15 protein-coding genes and 1 pseudogene are annotated in these 23,790 nt (G+C 44.9%); 2 read left to right on the forward strand and 14 right to left on the reverse strand.

All coding sequences use genetic code 11. The features are described from left to right. Positions 1-56: 56 nt before the first annotated feature. Entirely contained in the window at positions 57-1,871 is a 1,815-nt protein-coding gene (locus DWW23_RS08455) for a YgiQ family radical SAM protein (protein ID WP_122352835.1), read from the reverse strand. Positions 1,872-2,053: 182 nt separating this feature from the next. Here DWW23_RS08455 and DWW23_RS08460 point away from each other — a divergent pair, with 182 nt between their 5' ends. Beyond that, positions 2,054-3,055: a malate dehydrogenase gene (locus DWW23_RS08460; protein WP_122352836.1), complete on the forward strand. Its 1,002-nt coding sequence runs from the start codon at positions 2,054-2,056 to the stop codon at positions 3,053-3,055. 80 nt (positions 3,056-3,135) lie between these two features. Here DWW23_RS08460 and DWW23_RS08465 read toward each other — a convergent pair whose 3' ends face one another. Genes DWW23_RS08465 through ispE form a run of 3 tightly spaced genes read right to left on the reverse strand, consistent with a single transcriptional unit; the run spans position 3,136 to position 7,026 of the window. After that, positions 3,136-5,628, reverse strand: a complete 2,493-nt coding sequence (locus DWW23_RS08465; protein ID WP_122352837.1) for a prolyl oligopeptidase family serine peptidase — start codon at positions 5,626-5,628, stop codon at positions 3,136-3,138. Positions 5,629-5,644: 16 nt separating this feature from the next. Further along, the gene (locus DWW23_RS08470) at positions 5,645-6,220 is read right to left on the reverse strand and encodes a bifunctional 2-polyprenyl-6-hydroxyphenol methylase/3-demethylubiquinol 3-O-methyltransferase UbiG (RefSeq protein ID WP_122352838.1); all 576 of its coding nucleotides are present in this window, start codon (positions 6,218-6,220) and stop codon (positions 5,645-5,647) included. Beyond that, positions 6,217-7,026, reverse strand: coding sequence for a 4-(cytidine 5'-diphospho)-2-C-methyl-D-erythritol kinase (gene ispE, locus DWW23_RS08475; RefSeq protein ID WP_122352839.1), 810 nt, complete (start codon positions 7,024-7,026; stop codon positions 6,217-6,219). Before ispE ends, DWW23_RS08470 begins: the two co-directional genes overlap by 4 nt. A gap of 249 nt (positions 7,027-7,275) precedes the next feature. On the opposite strand from ispE, the gene DWW23_RS08480 reads away from it, so the two are divergent. Further along, a complete protein-coding gene (locus DWW23_RS08480; RefSeq protein ID WP_122352840.1) occupies positions 7,276-8,367 on the forward strand; it encodes an acyltransferase in 1,092 nt (363 codons plus the stop codon). 83 nt (positions 8,368-8,450) lie between these two features. Here the strand turns inward: DWW23_RS08480 and DWW23_RS08485 are convergent, their stop codons facing one another. The 10 genes and pseudogenes from DWW23_RS08485 to menD all read right to left on the reverse strand — a co-directional run bounded on the left by DWW23_RS08485 (position 8,451) and on the right by menD (position 23,491). After that, on the reverse strand, positions 8,451-9,860 hold the full coding sequence (locus tag DWW23_RS08485) for an MFS transporter (protein WP_122352841.1): 1,410 nt from the start codon (positions 9,858-9,860) through the stop codon (positions 8,451-8,453). Between the two features lie 24 nt (positions 9,861-9,884). Then, positions 9,885-11,192, reverse strand: coding sequence for a folylpolyglutamate synthase/dihydrofolate synthase family protein (locus DWW23_RS08490; protein ID WP_122352842.1), 1,308 nt, complete (start codon positions 11,190-11,192; stop codon positions 9,885-9,887). Between the two features lie 153 nt (positions 11,193-11,345). After that, positions 11,346-13,862, reverse strand: coding sequence for a beta-N-acetylglucosaminidase domain-containing protein (locus tag DWW23_RS08495; protein ID WP_122352843.1), 2,517 nt, complete (start codon positions 13,860-13,862; stop codon positions 11,346-11,348). Positions 13,863-13,983: 121 nt separating this feature from the next. Further along, on the reverse strand, positions 13,984-15,693 hold the full coding sequence (locus tag DWW23_RS08500) for a DUF3857 domain-containing protein (protein ID WP_122352844.1): 1,710 nt from the start codon (positions 15,691-15,693) through the stop codon (positions 13,984-13,986). A gap of 6 nt (positions 15,694-15,699) precedes the next feature. Then, positions 15,700-17,664 carry a DUF3857 and transglutaminase domain-containing protein gene (locus tag DWW23_RS08505; RefSeq protein WP_122352845.1) on the reverse strand — a complete coding sequence of 655 codons (1,965 nt, stop codon included), beginning with the start codon at positions 17,662-17,664 and terminating at the stop codon, positions 15,700-15,702. Positions 17,665-17,688: 24 nt separating this feature from the next. Further along, a complete protein-coding gene (locus DWW23_RS26690) occupies positions 17,689-18,777 on the reverse strand; it encodes an AMP-binding protein (protein WP_370449247.1) in 1,089 nt (362 codons plus the stop codon). A gap of 63 nt (positions 18,778-18,840) precedes the next feature. Further along, positions 18,841-19,863: pseudogene (locus DWW23_RS26695) on the reverse strand (o-succinylbenzoate synthase); the annotation flags it as partial. Then, positions 19,844-20,926, reverse strand: a complete 1,083-nt coding sequence (locus DWW23_RS08515) for a YhcG family protein (protein ID WP_122352847.1) — start codon at positions 20,924-20,926, stop codon at positions 19,844-19,846. The pseudogene DWW23_RS26695 and the gene DWW23_RS08515, both read right to left, overlap by 20 nt. A gap of 21 nt (positions 20,927-20,947) precedes the next feature. Further along, on the reverse strand, positions 20,948-21,772 hold the full coding sequence (gene menB, locus DWW23_RS08520; RefSeq protein WP_122352848.1) for a 1,4-dihydroxy-2-naphthoyl-CoA synthase: 825 nt from the start codon (positions 21,770-21,772) through the stop codon (positions 20,948-20,950). Positions 21,773-21,829: 57 nt separating this feature from the next. Next, positions 21,830-23,491 carry a 2-succinyl-5-enolpyruvyl-6-hydroxy-3-cyclohexene-1-carboxylic-acid synthase gene (gene menD, locus DWW23_RS08525; protein WP_122352849.1) on the reverse strand — a complete coding sequence of 554 codons (1,662 nt, stop codon included), beginning with the start codon at positions 23,489-23,491 and terminating at the stop codon, positions 21,830-21,832. Between the last annotated feature and the right edge of the window lie 299 nt (positions 23,492-23,790).

Below are 23,790 nucleotides of genomic sequence, written 5' to 3' on the forward strand. Positions count from 1 at the left end.
ATGCAATATTACGAATATTTCGTAATAAACAAGCAGGGTGACCGGAATATTATCGCTTAACGCCCGAATAATTTATTGAGCAGGTCTTTTTTACCTATTTTCTGCAATGCCTGTGTGATTTGTCGGCGAAATTCAGGTTTATACCAGAAGAAGAATTGGCGCTGTGCCAGTTTTTGTTCTTTGGTACGGGCTGTATAAACTTTTTCCAATGTATAAGGGTGGTAACCAGTGTAATACATTTCTGTAGCCAGTGTCATTGGTGTAGGAGTGAAGTCCTGCACCTGCTCCAATTGGAAATGTAGCTTTTTGGTTTCGATAGCCAGTTTTGCCATATCTTCTTCCGTACATCCCGGATGACTGGAAATGAAATAAGGAATTAACTGCTGGTTTAGTCCGTATTGTTTATTGACACGGTCGAATATCTTCTTGAATTGCCCGAATTGATCGAAAGAAGGTTTACGCATCATTTTCAGAACATTATCTTCCGTATGTTCGGGAGCGACCTTTAAACGACCGGACACATGCCGGGCAATCAACTCTTCTGTATAACTTTGTGCCGACTTATTCACGATTTCATCGTCATAGCGGTGCAGAAGCAGATCGTAACGCACACCACTACCGATAAACGATCTTTTGATGCCGGGCATACTGTCAACTGCTTTGTAAATATCGAGCAACGGCGTATGATCTGCATTCAGATTCCTGCAAACGACAGGAGAGATACAGGAAGGTTTTTTGCATTTGGCGCAGATACTCTGATCTTTGCCTCTCATCTTATACATATTGGCCGAAGGACCTCCCAGGTCGCTGAGATTGCCTTTGAAATCGGGCATTTCCGTAATAGCCTTCACCTCTTTCAGGATAGATTCTTTACTGCGGGAAGCTATAAACTTTCCCTGATGTGCTGAGATTGTACAAAATGCACATCCTCCGAAACATCCCCGGTGCAGATTGACAGAGAACCTGATCATTTCGAATGCCGGTATCACTTTTCCTTTGTACTTCGGATGGGGTAATCTTGTATAGGGCAGATCAAACGAAGCATCTACCTCTGCTTCCGTCATGGGAGGGAAAGGCGGATTGACTACGATAGTTTGTTTTCCAACCTGCTGAAGGATACGTGACGCATTATATTTGTTTGACTCTTCTTCGATATGGCGGAAGTTCTTAGCCTGTTTCAATTTATCCCGCAGACATTCTTCATGCGAAAAGAGTACGATGTCATCGGTGCTTTTCTCCACCTTATCAGCCAGATAAGCTGTCTGGCGAATGTCTTTTAATTCATGAAAAGGTTTTCCTGTCTGCAGCTGCGTAATTAATTCTTTGAGGGGTAATTCCCCCATACCATAAATAAGGAGATCGGCAGGGCTGTCGACTAAAATACCCGGACGTAGTTTATCCTGCCAATAGTCGTAATGAGTCAACCGGCGTAAAGAAGCCTCTATTCCGCCGAGTACGACAGGTACATCCGGATAGAGTTCCTTTAATATTTTAGTATAGACAATACTGGGATAATCCGGGCGCATACCGGCACGACGGTCCGGCGTATAGGCATCGTCGCTGCGTAAACGTTTATTGGCTGTGTAATGATTGATCATTGAATCCATCGCTCCCGGTGAAACACCGAAGAAGAGCCGGGGAATTCCCAGCTTCTTAAAATCACGATAATCCCCTCGCCAGTCCGGTTGTGGAACGATAGCCACCCGGAGTCCCATAGCTTCCAGAGTACGTCCGATAACGGCAGCACCAAACGAAGGATGATCCACATAGGCATCCCCGCTAAAAAGAATTACATCTATATAATCCCATCCACGTGCTTCGACTTCCTTCTTAGTGGTGGGCAACCATGCTTCCGGTCTGAATGTTTTCATGCTGCAAAGGTAGGAATTTGAGCTATAACTTCAGCTTATAGGGGATAGAATTTAATGATTGGCGTATTAAAAAAGGATGCTTTACCTTTGTAACCGAAAAGAAAAATACAAGCGAAACAGCAAACATTATCAATAAGATATGTGTTCTCTTAGCAAACATAATTATTAAAAAGTAATACAGTATGAAAGCATTAACAGACGAAAAGCTCACTATCGTAGGTGCAGCAGGTATGATCGGTTCTAACATGGCCCAGACAGCTTTAATGATGGGGTTAACCTCTAATATTTGTCTTTATGATCCTTTTGCTCCGGCTTTGGAAGGTGTTGCCGAAGAAATGTTCCAGTCCGGATTTGAATATGCCAATATTACTTATACCTCTGATATCAGCGAAGCATTAAGAGGCGCTAAGTATGTCGTTTCATCCGGTGGTGCAGCCCGTAAAGCAGGTATGACTCGTGAAGACTTGCTGAAAGGGAATGCCGAGATCGCTGCCCAGTTCGGAAAAGATATTCGTTCTTATTGTCCCGATGTAAAACATGTAGTAGTGATCTTTAACCCGGCCGATATTACCGGATTGATCACGCTGTTATATTCCGGATTGAAACCATCACAGGTGAGTACACTGGCGGCATTGGACAGTACACGTCTGCAAACGGCATTAGCACAGCATTTCGGTATCCGTCAGAACCTGGTAAAAGGTTGCCGTACATATGGAGGACATGGCGAGCAGATGGCTGTTTTTGCTTCTACTGCCACGGTAGACGGAAAACCGTTACTGGATCTGATCGGTACACCGGAACTGACGGACGAACAATGGGAAGATCTGAAAGTTAAAGTAATACAAGGTGGAAAACGTATCATCGAACTTCGCGGCCGCTCTTCTTTCCAGAGTCCGTCTTATCTTTCTATCGAAATGATCCGTGCAGCTATGGGAGGTGAAGCATTCCGCTGGCCTGCCGGCACTTATGTTCATACCGGTAAATTCGACCATATCATGATGGCTATGGAAACTGAAATTACCAAAGACGGTATCTTCTATAAAGAGATAGAGGGAACGGCTAAAGAAAATGCCGAACTGGCAGAAAGTTACGTACACTTGAGTAAACTGCGTGACGAAGTAATCGGCATGGGGATTATTCCGGAAATTCATTTGTGGCATACATTGAATCCCCACATGAAATAAGCTGTTTCTTTAATGATATATATGTGAAGAAGGGAGTGACCGGTCATCGGCACTCCCTTTCTTTATATAATGGAAAATGTTTATAAAGTTCTTTCCGGATACATCGCATCCCACCATTCCGGTTCGTCTTTCAACCATTTGGCAAACCAGGCAAAGATTGTATTTTGCCATTCCAGACGTTTCTTATAATCAGCCACTCCGTGGTTCTCGCCGTCTACCTGAACGAACTCCACTGTTCTGCCAAGCAGTTTCAAGGCAAGGAACATTTGGATACTTTCTCCGATCGGAACATTTGTATCGGCATTTCCATGCAATAATAATAACGGTGTCTTGATCTTATCGGCATTGAATAACGGACTGTGTTTGGTAAAGAATTCCGGATTGTTCCATGGGTAAGTACCCGTATTGGCTACCGAACAATAACCATAACCCCAATATCCTTCTCCCCAATAACTACTCAGGGCGCTGATACCTGCATGGCTGACTGCGGCTGCAAACAGATCTGTGCGTGTTTGAAGATATTGAGTCATGAAACCACCGTAGCTGGCACCTGCACAACCGATCTTCTTCGGGTTTACGAAAGGGTGTTCTTTACAGAACAGTTCCGTACCACGGATGATTTCGTCGGCAGTCGGTTCTCCCCATGCATTAACATGACGGGCGGCGAACTCTTGTCCGAATCCGGTCGTACCACTAGGATTAAGGGTATAGACAACGTATCCCAGAGCGGCATACATGTGCATGGAATAGCTGAACTCCAACGCACGGTTCGTCGGTGAAGTTCCTCCGTAATAATAGACGATCATCGGATATTTTTTATCCGGATCGAAGTTAGGTGGCAGGTAGTAACGCCCCTGTATGGTCGTTCCGTCTTCAGCCGTGAAGTTCCAGTCATGTACCTCTCCAAGTTTCACATCCCGTAGTTTTTCGGCCGATAGGTCATATATCAACCGGCTTTTCCCGTTTTTCAGGTCATAAGCATACAAACGGTTTGCATTAGAAACGCTCTGTCCGTAATAATACATCACAGGAGCGGTTTCTGCCAGAGAATAGTTATAAACTACATCTTCGGATGTATTGATCTGTTTGATCTTTCCGTTTGCCGGGTTACAGGTATAGATACGTTGGTAATCCTGATCTTCTGTCATCATGTAGATCAGGCCGTCATATTTATTCCAAAGGGCACCTGTGACATTCGGATCGAAGTCTTTGGTCAATGCAGTCGCTTTCCGTGTAACCGGATCGTACAGGAATAACTGGCCGTCATATGTGTTGGATATCTGCCCTTCTTTGATGTTCAGGCCTATTCCGCCGAAAGCATCACCCGAGCCGCTGACCAGTAATGTTTTTCCATCGGGAGAGAAGGTTCCGCCGTTTACATATTTGGCATGTTCCCAAAGCGTATCGACTGCCATCGTCTGCAAATCGAGTTTATATAATGAGTTGCGTGAATGAGGCAGAGAGGTATAATCTTGCTCACTGGTACTGAACAACATGTAACGGCTGTCCGGACTAACGTCATTAATATATGTACTGTTATGGCCGAAAGTCAGTTGTTCATATAATCCCGATTGCAGATCATACCGCCAGATAAAATAACGGTTACGGAATCCCGGCAGGCGGTCATTCGGTTCCAGAATACGGAGCATATCGGGACCATCCTTCGGGCCTTCTTCCTGTACGGTGAAAAGGAGCGTTTTTTCATCGGGAGTGAAGTTGAAACTTCCTTCCGGCAGATTCATTGCCAGCACTTCTTCCTGCATCGTTGCCGGATCGACCGTTACCAACTCTTTCCCATTGAACCCGGTACGTGTAAAATACATCTTGCTGCTGGTGGGCATCCAGCTTGCATTCATGATAAAACCTTTATCCTGTAACAAAATACGTCCGCTGGCGGCATCGCGTAACTGTGCATACGATTCACTTTTCCCCCCTTCCAGGCGCGTATAGTATTTTACCAACACATATTTACCGTTGGGGGAGACACTGGCTCCGCGGAAGTTTGTCCCTTCCAGTATGTCGCGGGAAGTATACCGTTTCTCAGGATTCAGTGAAGCAACAACTTTTGCTTTCTTGTCACTTTTATAAACTGCTTTCAACGTTGGAGGACAGGTATCGTTGTCGGCAGTCAGGTATTTTACTACTACTTCATACCGATGCGGTTCCATCTCCAGTTCGGAGGTTGCATTTACTCTCTTGTTGTTTACATACACGTCGAATGATCCCGGACCGGAAACTTCCAATGTCCCTTTGGTATACTGGTCGCTGTTCAGGTAAAAAGAAAAGAAATGCAAGGCATATCCTTTTGGAGGTGCATCGAAACTGATCATTCCGGCGGTATCGGCATTCAGAACAGTTGCATTTGCCAATGCCCGGTCGAAGGGAACAGTTGAGTTCAACAGATTCTTGATTTCAAAGGGTTTTCCATTGACATTCAGGCTGTCTGCCATGATCGGTTTGTTTACCGGAACAGGACCGGCATGCAGGAATTGCATTACTTTTATATCCTCTGCCGCCTGTAAGGTAAAAGCAGAGACAAGTAATACAGATAATAAGCTGGTACATTTATTCATGTTATATTTGTATTTATTAGTTTCGGATTCCGCTGACCATATAAAGCTGGTCGCTGTCTTCCATCGCATCGATATGGAAATAAGGTTCCATCAGGGCGGCAACTTCCCGGGCGGGAGGTAGTCCGAACGATATCCTGTTGGCTTGTTTGTTATGATGACCGTTTATACTTTCCCTTCCCTCACTGTGACAGATCACAAGTTCGCCTCCCGGGATAAGTAGGTTTGCCAGATGATCGATCACCTGATCCGGATATTCGAAATGGGGAAATACGCTATATGCTATGATATAATCGAATTTTTCATCTTTCAGATCCATAATATCCATACAGCGAAAATCCACGATCGGTGTGGCATATTTCCTGCGTGCCTCTTCGATCATTCGGGGAGACAGGTCGATACCTGTGATGTGAACAGGGGCATAGGTCAGCAGATACTGTTCCAGTACGCCCGTTCCGCATCCCACATCGAGTATGCGAAGTCCTTTATGCAGAGTGGTCTGTTCCAGTATATAATTGATCTTTTCCGGTGCATGGAAACAAAGTTCGTCCCAGCGGTCGGCCAAAGCATCGAAGAAATCGGCTATAACAGTCATGGCAATTGTCCCTCCCAGACAAAGCAATCGCTAAATTGATTTTTTAACTGTGTCGGAGCTTCAAACAATCCGAAAACTGAGGAACCGGAACCGGACATAGAGGCATAAACGGCACCAGCCTTGTAAAGTGCCTCTTTGATCTGCCCGATGACCGGATGTTTGGTGAATACGCTTTGCTCAAAGTCATTTATCATTAACTCTTTCCATTCGGAAACGGGTCTGTTGACAATCTCTTTTAACGACAGGACAGGAGCAGCCGGTGTCACCAACGAATAGGCTTCAGGAGTGGAGACCGCTACGTCAGGTTTTATCAGGCAAAGGTGATAACCTTTCAGTGACAGTTCAACCGATTCAAAAATATTCCCTGTCCCCGTAGCAAAGACGGGGATATTGCGGATAAAGAAAGGACAGTCGGCACCGATAGTTGCCGCTATCTTTTCCAATTCATCGTTTTGTATGTTCAATTTACAAAAATCGTTCAGTAATTTCAGCATGAAAGCTGCATCAGCTGATCCGCCGCCTAATCCGGCACCAAAAGGGATTGCTTTCAGTAAATGAATCTCCAAAGATGGTACCTCGTAGTGTGTTTTAAGCAGATTAAGTGCTTTTATCACCAGATTCTTTTCCATAGGGGCATCTACTTGTATGCCGGTTTGGGTGAAAGAGAGCTTTTCTGCATTTACTATTTCAAGCGCGTCTTTCACGGGTATTGGATAGAATACAGTTTCAATATTATGATAACCGTCCGGTCGCTTGCTGACGACATTCAGACCCAGGTTTATTTTGGCATTAGGAAAACAAATCATAGATAGATTTTTTTAATTATGTTTTGTAGACAAACGTAAACAAAATAATCTTTATAAGCAAGCTGTATATCGTGGTAAATTGTAACTTTATATATTGTAGTTCAAAACTTTTACATAGATCCGTAATATCCGGTTGAAATGATTAGGTATTGTAAGGTTACTTTTGAAGAATGAGGAAAGACTGATTTTACGGAAATATTGATTATCTTCGCTGCGTGTTAATTTAATTCCAATCGAAAATTCAAGAAAATGAAACGAATCGTTTTTTTAGACTATGTACGCGTGTTTGCCTGCTTCCTTGTTATGGTTGTTCACGCCAGTGAAAATTTTTATGGCGCTCCCGGATCCACAGACATGGCGGGACCGCAATCCTTTTTGGCCAATGAGGCAGACCGGCTGTGGGTGTCTGTGTATGACGGTTTCTCACGTATGGCAGTTCCCCTGTTTATGATTGTCTCCGCCTTTCTTCTTGCACCGATGAAGGAGGGACAGACCATGTGGCAGTTTTACCGCCAGCGTTGTCTCCGTATCCTGCCGCCGTTTTTCATATTCATGATATTATACAGCACTTTGCCTATGTTGTGGGGACAGATAGATGGAGAAACATCCATAAAGGACTTATCGCGAATATTGCTAAATTTCCCTACGTTGGCCGGGCACTTATGGTTTATGTATCCCCTGATCAGTCTTTACCTCTTTATACCTATCATATCACCCTGGCTGAGTAAAGCCACGGCGAAGGAAGAACGTTTCTTTATCGGGCTGTTCCTGTTAACGACCTGTATGCCATATCTCAACCGCTGGTGTGGTGAAGTGTGGGGACAGTGTTTCTGGAATGAATACCATATGTTGTGGTATTTCTCCGGTTATCTGGGGTATCTTGTTTTGGCACATTACATACGTGTTCATCTTACCTGGGATCGCACCAAACGTCTTGCCATAGGATTCGTCCTGATGGTCGTAGGGGCTGCACTGACCATCTATTCGTTCTATATCCAAGCTATACCCGGAGAACTTCATACTACTCCCGTAATAGAAATAGGGTGGGCCTTCTGTACGATCAACTGTGTGCTTCTTACCGCGGGCACGTTCCTTATGTTCACATGTATAGAACGCCCGAAGGCTCCACGGCTAATAACAGAAATGTCGAAACTCAGCTATGGTATGTACCTGATGCATATATTCTGGCTCGGATTATGGGTAACAGTGTTCAAGCAAACTTTGGCATCGCCAACTGTTGCCGCCATACCCAGCATTGCTGTGAGTACCTTCGTCAGCTGTTATGTAACGACAAAGATTCTCTCGTTTCTACCTGGTAGTAAATGGATAATCGGAGATTAAAAGAATGTAAGTGTTTAGTATAAAAAAGTCCCGGTATTTTACTCGAAGAAAATACCGGGACTTTTTATGTTTACCTTAGTTCATTAAGGCTCTGCAATCGTTTCTTCTGCAAGGATACGTGCTTTATCGGCATCGCTCTGGATATTGGGCTGTTCCAGACCGTAATGTTTGATCTTATCTTCACGCTTCAATAGTAAAGCGATGATCAATGCCAACACACCGAAACAGGTAAAGATTGCCATCGGCAGCGTATAATCGTAGGCCGGTTTTCCGGTACCGTTGTCGATCTTGCAGTAGGTATCCAGTACCCAGCCGATCAGAAGTGGAACCATACTTAATCCGATATTCTGAACCCAAAAGATCAGGGCATAAGCTGTACCCAGCTGTTTTTCCGGAATGATCTTCGGAACGGAAGGCCACATAGCTGACGGAACCAGGGAAAAAGCAATCCCCAATACGACCATTACGATAGTAGCAAACCACCATTCATTGAGGATCGGCAATGTAAATAGCAGGTGTACGCCGATCAGCATCAATGCACCGTAGATCATGATAGTAGCTCCTTTTCCTTTACGGTCGTACAGGTTTCCGAAGAACGGTGTCAGCAGGATCGTACCGAAAGGCAGGATGGCCGGAATGTTACCAGCCAGGTCGGGGCTTACATTGTATTTGTTGACCATCAGGTCGGTTGCGTATTTCAGGAACGGGAATACGGCAGAATAGAACAATACGCACAACAGGGCGATCAACCAGAAACCTTTGCTGGAAATGATCAGACCGATATCTTTCAGACGGAACGGTTCTTCCTCTTCTGCCTGTTCGACGGCACTCATAGAAGCATCCAGCTTACGGTCCATCACACAGAATACAAGGAATGCGATCAGACCGATACACAACATACAGAGGCAAAGCAGGATAGGTGCGGAGATGCTACCGAAAAACTTCGCTGCCGGAACAGTAATAGACAGAGCGAGTGCCGTACCCAGACGGGCTGTAGCCATTTCAAGCCCCATAGCCAATGCCATTTCTTTCCCTTTGAACCATCTTACGATGATCTTGGAAACGGTGATACCGGCTGTTTCAACACCAACACCGAAGATAGCATAACCGAGAGCCGCAACCATAACCTGGGCTTTCCATCCGAACAATTCACCTTCCATGGTAAAGAAATCAGATATTGCATAATATTTAAGAGAACAACCGATAATCATTAAAATACAGGCACCGACTCCGGTAAAACGGACACCCATCTTATCCAGTACGATACCCCCGATGATCAACATGAAAAGGAAGACATTGAACCAACCGTAGGCACTTGTGAAGAAGCCGTATTCGGTACTATTCCAGGATAGTTGTTCTTCCAACATCGGTTTAAGCGGTGCCATCACATCGGTGAGGAAATACCCGCATAACATAGTAAAGGCGACAAGTGCCAGCACGCTCCATCGTGCCACTTTTGAGTCGCTCAGTTTCTGATGAATTTGTTCAATCATGATATTTGTTTTAATTAAGTTATATTATTTGTTTTCTTTCATGAAAAGAGGCAGCGCATCGGCTACAATAAAAGTGCTTCCTCCGATAAAGATCGTATCGTCTTCCCCGGCAGTTGCCAGGGCACGTTCGACAGCTACAGCTACATTATCGCAGGTGACACCGCTTAAACCATGCATCATACCTAAAGCTGCGATATCGGTTGACGACATTGCCCGTTCGACAGACGCCTGTGTGAAAAAATAAAAAGCATCGGTAGGCATTAACTCCAGTACGCCGTTGACATCTTTATCGTTTACCATACCGACGATCATATACGTACGACGGGAACGTTTTATCACTTCTTTGAGTTGCATATTCAGATATTGCCATCCGCCGGTGTTGTGGCCTGTATCGCATATCACTTTCGGCTTTTCCTGTAAAACCTGCCATCGTCCCATTAATCCGGTGAACTCTACAACATGTTCAAAACCTTCACGAACGGCTTCATCCGGAATATCGATGTCTAGGCTGTGAAGCAGATTCAGGGCTGCGAGAACCGTTTTGGCATTTCTGACCTGGGCTACTCCGCCCAACTCGCCGAATAGCTGTCCGTATTCGACAGAGTCGAAATACCATTCACCCGTATCCATCAGATATGATTCGTTAAGCAAGTCCTCCTGCGAAGCAAAGTAAACTAACGTATCGTTCCTGTCTGCAGCATCGGCAAAGACCTGTGCGACACTTTGGGTATATATTTCTCCGACGAGTGCCGGAACTTTCGGTTTGATGATACCGGCCTTCTCGAATGCGATCTTTTCAACCGTATCACCCAGGAACTGCGTATGATCGAGGCTGATATTCGTAATGATGCTCAGGATCGGTGTGATAATGTTCGTACTGTCCAGTCGTCCACCCATACCTACTTCAATAATGGCAAAGTCTACCTTTTCGGCACGGAAATAATCGAAAGCCATAGTAGAAGTGAGTTCAAAGAAGGAGGGATGAAGAGGTTCGAAAGTGGTACGGTGACGTTCAACAAAGTCTATAACATATTCCTGGGGAATCATTTTACCATTGACACGGATACGCTCGCGGAAATCGATCAAGTGAGGCGAGGTGAAAAGTCCCACTTTATATCCGGACTGACGAAGGATCGCAGCCAGTAAGTGGCTGACGGAACCTTTTCCGTTTGTCCCTCCTACATGGATCGTTTTATAGGCTTTATGCGGATTACCCAGATAATTATCCAGTGCGATACTGGTATCTAATCCCGGCTTGTAAGCGGATGCCCCGCTGTGCTGAAATACCGGAATGCTTGTATATAGATAGTGAAGCGTTTCTTCGTAAGTCATGCTGTTTGTTTTTATAATTGGCAAAAGTAGTTAGAAAAATACAGACAGGCAAAGAATTGAAAACCTTTTAATATCAGTGCCATGTTCCGAGAAATAAAGAAAAGAGCCGTAAATTATATCACTTACGGCTCTTTTTATTGGTTGTTCAGTCGATCATTCCCTTACGATCTGATGGATCAGGATCGGAGTTTTGCCTGCCGGAGTGATCGTTAGTGTTTGTATATCATCAAAAGATATCTTGTTCAGTCTGATGTAACCGGCATATCCGCAGTACAACATATTGGTTTCACCTTCTTTATCTTCTCCGGAAACGGATACCATACTTTCGTTGTCGCCTGACAGATAGAATTCGATATACTGATCTACACCTTCACATTTCACATTTACTTTTTCACCCGGTTTCAATGTCTTGTAGGTATTCAGGTTCAAATCGTACATCATCAGTTCTTCATTGATTTCAGGAACTTCTTTGGTCTTTACGGAGAAAGAGGCCACCTTTAATTCCATTTGTTTGCTGGAATTGTTACGCATCCGGATGAAGTGGGCTTTCGGGTCAACATTGTTGACGGTAAATTTGGTCCGGTCTGCCGGAATATCGGAGAGGGGAGTCCATGTTTTACCGTCTGCCGACCATTCGAATACACGTCCTTCCACATTACTTTGCGGTAAGTTGAATGTGAAAGATTCGGCATCTTTCTGGATTTCCCATCCCAGGCCGATATACTCGTCCGGTTCCACTTTTACGACTTCGAGCATAGGGACATATGCAATCAGGCCGTCATCTTCCGACCACGGTTGATTTTTCAACTGGTTTACATTCGTAATGGTTGAAGCCGTACTCACCCGGATCTCGTTGGACGGAGTTTCTGTTGTCGAGAGCAGGTTACGGCTGGTTTGCCGGTATATTCCTTCAATAAGAGGCATAAGTACCCGCGTACTGACTTTGACGCCTTTCTGGTATGGATTCTGATTGAAAGAGCGGTTGATTAATTTCATGCTATCCATAACGGCAGAGACAGCCAGGAAACGTTGCCAGGTGTTCTGGCGGTCTTTTTCATACCAGGCATGCGCCATGTGTAATGCGTTGGTTCCGCATCTGCCGAGTAGCTCGAATTGCATCAGCCAGGGATTGATCTCTTTGATCAGTTCTTTGTTGTCGCCCTGGTTATAGATCAGTTCAGGAGCCACCTGTATCTGTGCGAACAAAGCCCCGAGTTGATTCGCATCTCTTTCGCCGAAACGTCCGTTCCGATAACCGGATAGAAAATTATCGGCTAAAGCCTGATAGCGGGTTGATTCTTCCCTGCGGTATAAATGACCGTTAGGTCCCGGATCGCTGTTATTCTCGCAGAATGTTTTGAAAGCGATAGATGCTTTCGGCACTAAATATTCGCAAGCCTTTTCCCATGCCAGTTGCGGGTCGTAATTGTGAATATTCCAGCTATACATAGCGACACCGAACAAGGCCACTTTAGATGCTTCCGCATGTTCCATCGGATTGGCGACAAAGCCGGACATGGCGTTTGAAGCTTGTGTATCCAGACCGTAAGCCGGTCCCATCAATAAATGATCGCGGCAATAGTCGCTTACCGGGAAATTCCACCAGATATAAGCCGGACGTCGGATACGTTTGTTTACCCATTCAAGACCTTCCAGGGTGATATCGTCTACTACACGGTTACCGGTCCACATGATCTGAACAGCCGGATGGAGTTGTTCGCCGAGAATATCCAGATAGTCGGTACGAGCCCAGGCACGGTTATATTCTGTCGGACACATGATCAATGGCTGGATATCGTTTTTCTTTTCTACAAATTCCTCTTGGATATAATTCATCAGGCCTGCCTGTTTGTCTGCATTGGTCCCTTCCCCGGAGATGTCATCGAAGAAAACAGCGAAAGCACGTACGCCCAAATTGTACATCTGTTCGAATTTGGAAATAACATTACTGCTGTCGGTCGCATTCCATTGGATATCTTGTCCCGGATGGATTGCCCATACGAAATCGACTTTGTTACGCGCGGCTTCGGCTGTCAGTTCTTTGATCTGATTAGCCTGATCGGCAGGGTAAGGTTCGCGCCAGCTGGCACTGTGGAAAGGATCGTCTTTCGGACCGTAAATGTAAGTGTTCATCTTAAACTCTCCGTAGAAGCGAAGCTGGCTGATACGGTCGGCATGGCTCCACGGAGTTCCGTAAAAGCCTTCGACAGTTCCCCGGTAAAGTACGTCGGGATAGTCTGTAATAGTGCAGAGGGGGAGTGTACGTTTTCCTGCTTCATTGTAGCTGACCAACTGTTTCAATGTCTGGGCTGCATAGAACAAGGAACGGTCGTCTACGATCTCGATGGTGATCTTTTTCTTGGATATCTCCAGAATATAGGCACCGGAGCGTTCCATTTCGGGTGTTTTTGCTTTGAGCTTTTTGATTTCCAGCGGCAACGATTTACCGGATTGGGCGAAAGGCAATGCTTTTTTCAATATCTTCACTGCATCGGCGTCCGGATTGCTGATACCTTGCAAGGTATATCCGTGGGAAGGGATATATTGCTGGTTGGAAATGACAATATGCTGCGGTTGGGGATATAGCTCCAGAGAGAGGCTTTGGGCATAAGTAATCCCCGGAATGCAACATAATAAAAGTGTTAAGAGTAGATTTGATAGTATTTGCATAGATCAACGGTTTAAGTGATTAATATTAGGTTGTAAAGTTATCACTATTCAATAAAAAAACAAGGATGGAACAAGATAATTCTGTCATTCCATCCTTGAATAAATTATTGTTTGTATTTACTTAGTCGACTGACAATAACAGCACTTTATTCGATTTATTTCCCCATTCTGTCAACAAGTCGCGTAAGTTAACGAATTGGGCCGGCGTATATAATTGCTTGTTCAGTTGCAAAGAACGTTCTACTTCTGCTTTATTACCGTTCTGTTTGACGGAAATAACGACTTTCCCGGCTGCATTTTCGATTGTTTTTACAGATTCAGGGGTTGCGAGTTCCATACCTGTCGGTATCGTTACTGTGTAAGCATAATGTTCGTTCGACTTACAGGGTAATAACAGGTTTTCTTTACGGGTACTGTTCATATGGCAATAGCTGCTGTACGCCAGACTGACAGGGGCATCCGGTAAAGTGACCATTACATAGCCGTTGTTCGCTTTCAATGGCTGTGAAGATGATTCGCTTCCTGCATACGCGGATCTGTTTCCACCGTAATAAGGCACGTAGGCGTCACTGATCGTAGCCTTCACCTGCGATTCTGCTTTTTCCGGAGAAACAGATATAGCTACTTCATAATTTATACCGGCGTCAGGTATACTGATAGCTACCGGGGTCCCGGCATTTGTCAGGCTGATGACCGGTGTTTGGTTGTTCCAACCGGCTGCAGCCATTTTACTGGACATCGGAGACATGATGTATTGTTTGCCGTCTGCGTTAGCAATAACAACCAGTTCCTTTATGGCATTCAATCCGAGACTGGCAGGATCTGCATTGACACGATAAGATGCGGCTGTTTCTGCCTTGATACCGGCTGCATTTAACAGACCGTTCAGCAAGTTTGTTTTTTCCGCTTCTGTTCCGTAAGCGGAGTAGAATACATCGTTAATTGAACGGATCTTGAATCCGGTATCGCGTAAAGGTACCTGGCTGTAACCGACATCTTCGGTCACATGTTTGAGGATCGCTTGTAGCTTTTCGGTGTCACTCTTTTTATCGGCTGTCAGGTTTTCTGCGATAGCATTCAACTGTACATCATTAGCAGGAGTGAACTGGGCAAATAATGTATGAAGGGCATCTTTGTTGGATGCATAAGTAGAGGCTGTCAGGAATGGAACATCTCCATTGGCAGTCGATACGAACGGATCACGGGAAGAGGCCGACAAGTTATTCAGTTTCCAGGTGACGGTTTTCATTCCGTCGGCAGTTGCCACTATGGGTTTGGAATTGACATTCTCCAGGGTATAGGCAAGCGGTTTGTTTTCAGGAACAGACAAGCTGATCGTATATTCCTTTACCGGGGAAGTCTGTAAAATCTCATCGTAGATATCCAGTTCCGGAAGGTAACCCGGTTTGGAGGTCAGGGTATAATCCAGATAAATGGTTGCCCCCAGTTCCAGTCCGGTATGGACAACAACCATCTCTTTCAGATTATTGTAAGCCGGAGCATCGGCTGCCGTGCGGGGTAATACTTCAACAAAAGCATTATCCGGCGTTTTAACGATGTTACCGTCTTTTTGTTTGGTGTAAGAAGCATTGATCTTCAAATCCTGATATTGGGGATTGTATACAATGAAACTTTCTCCGTATGTACCGTTCATGGCAGTATGGGTGAAAAGGGTCAGTTCCATAGTATAGCGGAACTCCTGGCTGCCGTCTGCATTCAAAATATATGCTTTCGATAACTTCCTGTATTCAGCTTCCGATGCAGCAAATATAGATGCTGTGAGGGCGAGCAGACAGAGAAGCAGCGCGAATTTATTTAATATCCTAGTCATCGTCTTTTACTTTTTAATAATTAAATAATCTCCGAAACCTTTGTGTGCATTGACGGCCGAACGGAAACCGTCCCAGTCGTTCGCTTCATATACACGTTTTTTTAAAGCGAGCTTCTGGTGAAGCATCACTTTATCGCCTTGCTGGCTTAATGAACCTTCAAAGTTGGCGGCGTCGCTTTGCTTACTTTCGTTTTTAGCTTCATTCAGCAGGCTATATCCTTTGGGCAGCTGGATTGTTTCGGCCAGTTCAACCAGTCGGGAACAAGCATCTTTGAAACCATACTGACGTTCGGCGAGGTCGGTGTCAATGCGCAGATAGCTTTTTACCTGATTATACAGGTTGTTCATTACCATCGGTTTAAATACCAGTTCTTCTTTACCGGCAATAGCATATTCCGGTATCTCGTAGCGGAAAGTGATCTTAATAGGGGCAGCCTGATAGTCTTTCGGGTCTTTACCGTAATCAACGCTGATCAGACGGGCTTTAGGAGAAACATTCAATAACTGGCTTTCCAGCATATTCTTCCATTGCGACTGCCAGCCACGGGTAAACATACCACGGATATTACTGTCCGACTGCCCTTCGGCAGTGATAGTAAACTGTCCGGTCAGTGTACCTTTCGCATCCAGTTTGTTGTTTGCATGAATGCGTACATAATGGTTTTCCGGAGCGGAGACGGGAGTCAGGCAAAGATCGGAACCTTCCGGAACGCCCGGTAGATAGTTTTGCTGTTGTTCGGCACTGCTCCATAATTCACGGCAGAAAGGAACCCAGGTCGGGTCGAGAGGCATATAAGTACCGCTTGATAATTTAACGACAGCGACACAGTGGTTGAAATGGTCGGCAGGGATACTTTCCACACGGCTACCCGCCATTGTCATAGCCGGATAAGCTTCAAAGCCTGCCATGCGGAGGAATGAGATCAATGTCCCGGCGATATCTTTACAAACACCACAGCGGTCGGTATAATTCATCTGGGTATTATGAAGTGTAAAACCTTCTCCTTTTCCCATCGAGATACCCGAATAACGAATATTATCGGCAACCCAGTGAGTGAGGACGGCGATCTTTTCCATTTCCGTTTTCTTCCCTTTGATCAGTTCGTCTACTTTTTTCTGGGCTTCGGGTAATGGAGCAAAACTTCCGTAATCTTCGTTAACTTTATTGAACCACAATGATTTATCCTGCCATTTCGGAGTGGATGACATCATTAGTTTCGGAGCTGCATCGAACAGGTCTACCATATTGGGTTCCCGTTTGGTCGGCATAATATCGTTTGTCAAGAATGTATATGCTTTACGTCCGTCTTCGTAACGCATAGAGGAAGCACAGTCACCCTGATAGAACTGGAACTGCATCTCTTTTTCCATCGGAATGGATACTTTGTACACTTTACGCACAGTCGGTTCTGTAACCCAGAAAGGAACGATATCATAAAATTGCCCGCGCATAGGAGGGATGAAACGGGATTCGTCATCACCGCCATCTGCCAATAATGCGTAGGTGAAACCTTTCTTGTCGATCTCATAGTCCAGGATATCACCCGGATTCAACTGGCCTACTTCAAGCATGATCTGGCGGGCACCCCAATAAATGGCACGTGCCGGTGCAGCGTAATCACAGGCTTGTGTGACATCCAGGTTGATCACGTCTCCGTTGGCACGGTAAACGGTCGCTCTCTTGAATTGGGCAAAAGCTGTCAGCGGATCGTAATCGTATTTGATGATACGGTTGGCGACTGCTCCGCGGGGAGTCTGTATCTTGATGGTTTTGCAGACAGAAAAAGACCCAGAACCGGTTGGTTGTACGGTTACGGATGTACTGTCCAGGAGGTTGACGCAATCATATCCGGCATAAACCTCCGGTTTTTGAAGCGTCGGGTCCGGTGCGAACCGGCAACTTTCTCCACTCTGTCCGTAGGCGGACGATAGCGTGAGAAATGATAATACGGTAAGTCTCAAATACCTCATAAGTATAGTGTTTTTAAATGATGATCAGATTAGTTGTGCAGCCAGTAAGCGACAGGCTTTCCGGTCTGTTTTGCCACTCCCTGTAAGTGGGATGGCGTCTACCTGCCTGATATATTTAGGCTGTTGATATCTGGGCAGGAGGGAGGCGATCTTATCAGGAAGGCCGTCCGTATCTGCTGCCTTTTCCACCAATAGCACAATTGCTTCCCCTAATCCCGGATGTGGAACAGCCGTTACCGCAAAGGTAACAGAAATTATTGAACGAAGTGTTTCTTCTACACATTCTATCTGTACTTTTATTCCTCCGGTATTGATGGTGTTGTCTTTTCTTCCCAGGATGGTGAAAGTACCGTCCGGATGTATCTTGGCAATGTCGTTCGTAACTAAAGTACCGTCACACACCAGAGGGGCATCGATGACAAGTGTTTCCTCCGGTGACAGAGAAAGTTGTACGGAAGGGAAAGGAGTGTAGGAAGAAGAGGCCTCCGGCCCGTTCAACCTGCGTAATGCGATATGCGAGAGCGTTTCTGTCATGCCGTAGGTAGAATAGACGGTGTTGGGAAATGCCCTGATCTCTGTTTCCAGTTCTTTGTTGATTGCTCCGCCTCCGATGATCAGTATTTCCGTTTGGTAGAGACGTTCCTTTTCTTCCGGTATTCGAAGTGTATTGTATACCTGCAAAGGAATCATTGCAGCAAAGCGGAGCGGGGTTTTTACATCAGCCAGCGGATGTCCTGACGGTGTACGCAGGATGAGTTTTAATCCGGCAACCAATGCACGTACGACTACCATCTTCCCGGCAATATATTGTAAAGGCATACATAATAAGGCTGTGTCGCCTTTTTGTAATTGGAGAAAAGAACAGGTGAGGATTGCGCTTTGCATCATCTGCTCTTTGCGAACGGTAAATGCTTTGGGTGTTCCGGTAGAACCGGAGGTGTGTACCGTTATATAAGGAGATTCATTGAACCAGTCTGCCAGGAAGTTGTAAAGATCACGTTGTATTTGCGGCGTATTGTCGGAGAGTCCGGAAATTAATTGCTGTATATTATCTGCATGGCAAATAATATCGTTTTCCAGATGTAATTCCTGTTTATTAGGGTCTGTTGACAGTTCTTTTCTCTCCGGCTTTAGCACACTCTCTGCCACCTCTCCGGAAGGAAAAGAGTTACCATCGTACCATAAACAATCTTTATGGATGGACAAAGGCATCTCTATGTTGTCTGTAAACAATGCCCCTGTTCCCAACCCTTGTGGTAACGGATTATTGAATGTGGCACACCATTGTGCTATCGCGTTCAATCCGATATTAGATTCCAGGGCGGAAGTGATCCACCAACCGATCTTTTGTTTTTCAGCTTCATCTATCCATTCCTGACCGCCGCTTATGCCGCCATGCAGGGAAGGTTTCAATATGATATATTGCGGTTGGATAGCAGACAAAAGCTCTTTTTTTTCCTGCAGGGTATTATAACCGATCAGTTCTTCATCCAGTGCAATAGGAAGCGGTGTCTGTGCTGTAAGACGTGCCATCTCTTCCCATTGTCCAGCACGGATAGGCTGCTCGATAGAATGCAGGTCGAGTTCGGATAGCCGATATAATTTATCCAGGGCATCTGCCGGAGAGAATGCGCCGTTCGCATCTACCCGCAGTTCTATTTCTTTCGCAGAGAAATGGGCGCGGATATGTTTTAGCAACGCCAGTTCTTCCTCAAAGTTGATCGCTCCGATTTTCAGTTTGATGCAACGGAAGCCGGTTTGCATTTTTGTTTCGATCTGCTCCAGCATCTTTTTATAATCGCCCATCCAGATCAGGCCATTGATCGGAATACCTGCCTCACTCCTTGAAAAAGGGGTGTCCCAGAGGGCAAAATCTCCTGTCCGGAAATGACGAAAAGCTGTTTCCAGTCCGAAAAGGATGGAAGGATAGGGACGGAGCGCTTCCGTATCAGGCATTCCGGTTCGTTCCGTTTGCCGGCAGATCGTTGCCAGTATTTGTTCATAATCCGGCAGATCGTCACAACTTAATTTAGGAAGGGGAGCACATTCCCCTATACCAATTCGTCTGGGATCTTCTTCCGAAGTAAGATATAAATACCAGCTTTTCCTTGTAGTATATGTACCCCTCGATGTTCCTGCCGGTTGTTTGAAATGCAGTACCCTGGGGATGATCCGGATTTTATAAGGCGTTGTTTTCATTCTTTTTCTGATTACTTTTGATGTAGTCGTTGAGCTGTTGTTTTAACTCTCCCACATCAGGCAGAGCTTGTTGTATCTCTTTGGGTAATTCACTAAATGTATAGGAACTGACTCCGATGGGTTTATTTATATCGCGTAGAGAAAATTCAACTTCATAATCATCTTTTCCTTTACAAAGTAATGTACCAATAGTCGGATGATCCGCTTTATCTCGTATCAGTTCGTCAATGGCGGATATATAAAAATTAAGCTTGCCTATATATTCGGGCTCAAATTCTTTGGCTTTTAGTTCGATAACAATATAACCTTTTAGTCGGGTATGATAGAATAATAAATCTAATTTGTATTCTTTCTGACCGACCTTCAAAGTATATTGTCTTCCCATATAGGCAAAACCTTTCCCTAATTCAAGCAGAAATTGAGAAATATGGCTTACCAAACCTGTTTCGATATCCCTTTCCAAAGCTTTTTCTGACAATTGGAGAAAATCGAAATGATAGGGATCTTTGAGCAATTCGTTAGCCAGTTCGCTTTGTGGTTGCGGAAGAGTAACGGCAAAGTTATTGATCGCTTTTCCTTGTTGAGCATACAGATTTTTCTCTATATGATATTCCAGAATAGAGCGGCTCCAACCGTTATCAATGGTTTTATGGATATAGAAGAGGGCCTCTTGAGGGGACTTGATTTTCCCAAGAAGTAATAAATGATGTCCCCAAGGAATTTCAAATATAGAAAGGTCGCTCAATTCGCGCACAAGTTGCGCGCGAATTGAAATTGTTTGATGATAAAACAAATAAAACTGCTTGCATCGTCTAAGATTACTAACAGATAATCCTTTTATATCTACAAATTCTTCCTGTAAATCCTTACTCAACTGCTCAATGAATCCGCTGCCCCATTGTGTGCTTTCTTGTCTCTCTACGATTTGTTTTCCTAAATCCCAATATAAACGGATAAGTTCAGTGTTTACAGCGACTGCGGCTTTAATCTGGCTTTTACGGATATTTTGTTTTAATTCCGTAAGCCACTGGCGATATTCTTGTTGCCGGAAAATTTGTTCCATTAAGCTTAATCTATTTATCGATTACGGGAACTTCGGATAATCCTCAAAACGAGGGCGGCGTTTTTCCAGGAATGCTTTACCGCCTTCCTGCGCTTCGTCGGTCATGTAGTAAAGCATGGTTGCATCACCGGCAAGTTCCTGGATGCCTGCCTGGCCGTCGAGTTCGGCGTTTAAGCCGGCTTTGATCATACGGAGGGCAAGCGGACTGTGCATCATCATGGTCTCAGACCATTCAACGTATTCGTCTTCCAGCTTATCCAAAGGAACAACCTTGTTTACCAGTCCCATATCGAGTGCTTCCTGTGCATTATACTTACGGCAGAGGAACCATATTTCACGTGCTTTCTTTTGTCCGACGATGCGGGCCAGATAAGAAGAACCGAAACCGGCGTCAAAACTGCCCACACGAGGACCCGTTTGTCCGAAGATCGCATTTTCCGAAGCAATGGTCAAATCACAAACTACATGCAATACGTGGCCTCCACCGATAGCAAAACCATTTACGGCAGCAATGACCGGTTTAGGCATAGAGCGGATCTGCTTCTGTACATCAAGCACATTCAGGCGTGCCACGCCATCTTTGCCGATATAACCGCCGTGACCTTTTACATTCATATCCCCTCCGGCGCAGAAAGCGGTATCACCGGCTCCTGTCAGAACGATCACATTTACATCCTGGCGTTCACGGCAAATATAAAGTGCATCGCTCATCTCCGTCGTTGTAGTAGGCGTGAAGGCATTACGGTAACGTTCGCGGTTGATAGTGATACGGGCAATCCCGTTATAAAAATCAAAAAGAATATCTTCGTATTCCTTTATTGTTTTCCATTCTCTTTGTGTAGACATAATATATAATTATTTAATTTGCCAATATGCCAATGAAAGTAACTCCTGATTGGCATATTATTTTAGTTTATGATAATATTCTTTCAACAAGCGGACATCTTCTTCTTTTTCGGTAAACACTTCCATCAGGATCGGCTGGCTGGCCGGGTTCGGTTCCGTAAAGGCTTTCATCGCTTCTTCCAGTTCTTCGGTATTATGTACTCCCTGGTAGAGGAATCCCCGTTCAGTCGCCCAACCTTGTGCAGACGTTTTATGCGAGGCCGTGACAAAACGGTGTGTCTTTTCCGACAAAGATAAGCCCGGTAATGCCTGGAAAATCTCGCCTCCTCCGTTGTTCAGCAACAAAATACGAACATTACAGCCATAATTACTGTTCCAGAGAGCATTCATATCATAAAAGAAACTCAGATCGCCAATCACGATAAAGTTCAGCTTGTCCGAAGCTGTAGCATATCCCAAGGCTGTTGAAAGCGAACCTTCTATGCCGCTCGTACCCCGGTTACAACAAACCTCCACCTCTTCCGGTAATGTATATAACTGGGCATAACGCACTGTCGAGCTATTCCCTAAGTGTAAAGCGGAAGGAGTCGGCAACGACTTGATCAGCGTACCGATCGCGGCCATTTCGGAGTAAGCGAATTCCGGTTCGGGCAATTCCTTTGTATTATTTTCCCAGACGCGGGGGAACTCGCTCGTTTTATTCTCCAGTAAATAGGCTATCTTCTCTAAAAATTCAAACGGGTCCATCTCGATCACTGTCGTCAGAGAGCCGTAAAGGTCGGCAACCTCGCCGTCTGCCGATACATGCCAGTGTTCTTTGGGCGGATGGTTACGCAGGAATTTTTTCAAACGTTTGGATACGATATGGCCTCCGTAAGTAATTACCAGTTCGGGGACCATTTTCTCTAACGTCTCTTCGGGCAGGGCATAAAGCGCTGCATCGAAATTCTTAACCGGAATACCGGGAATGGTCCTGTTTCCGGTATGTTCGGTCAACCACGCAAAATGTTTGTATATCAGTTTGGATATTTTCTTTTCAAAAAGATAGATTAGGCTCATCTGTCCGACTACCACCATGCGTTTGTTGTACTTGTTCAGCCGTTCGATCAATGAATTATATTCCCGGTCGTATATGTTGAGCCCCTGGTAACGGGTGATGACACGGACGTCGGGTAATTCGGTTGTCGTGAATTGGAACAAAGGTTCCGAGATCGGCACATTGATATGGACCGGACCTTTTCCATGATGATTCAACTCCAATAAAGCCTCGTTGACGAGACGGTTACAATACCATTCATCTTCGTCGGTCTGTATTTCCGGCAGGTTGACGGCTTTCTTTACCAGCGAACCGAATACGCTGGGTTGTGGCAATGTTTGTCCGTCCATTTGTCCGATCCAGGCAGCAGGCCTGTCTGCAGAAATAACTACCAGAGGAACCTGCTGATAGAATGCTTCCGCTACAGCCGGATGTATGTTCAGCAAAGCCGTACCAGAAGTGCAACAAATAGCAGCCGGTTTTCCTCCGTGCAATGCCAGTCCGAGAGCGAAAAAGCCAGCGCTCCGCTCGTCTGTGACGGAATAACAGGAAAAAGACGGATGATTTGCCAACGTATGAACGATCGGGGAATTTCGACTTCCCGGACATAATACTACTTTGCTGATATTGTACTCTTTTAGCAGAGCAACGAGTTGAAGAATATTCTTTTTATCTGAATACATATCAAATTCTCATATTGGAGTTTATATGCAAAAGTAACCATAATATCTGATTTAATAATAAGGATACGCATCAAATCAACCTTCCGCTGTCTATTGTTTGTTGATGATTTATAAAGTGTTTATTATCAAATGTTTGGGGGTGAAAAATCACAAATATTTCTCTTGCCGGATGTCTGTCACGTCTAACTGATTGATACTCTGCAGGTAACAGGGTGCTCTGTCAAAAGGTTGTCAAAACCCTACATATTGACTTGTACTGAAAAAAGTTTACACAATCACAAAAAGAAAATGTGTAAACC

The sequence above is a fragment of the Parabacteroides sp. AF14-59 genome (assembly GCF_003479515.1).
GTDB classification, from domain to species: domain Bacteria; phylum Bacteroidota; class Bacteroidia; order Bacteroidales; family Tannerellaceae; genus Parabacteroides; species Parabacteroides faecis.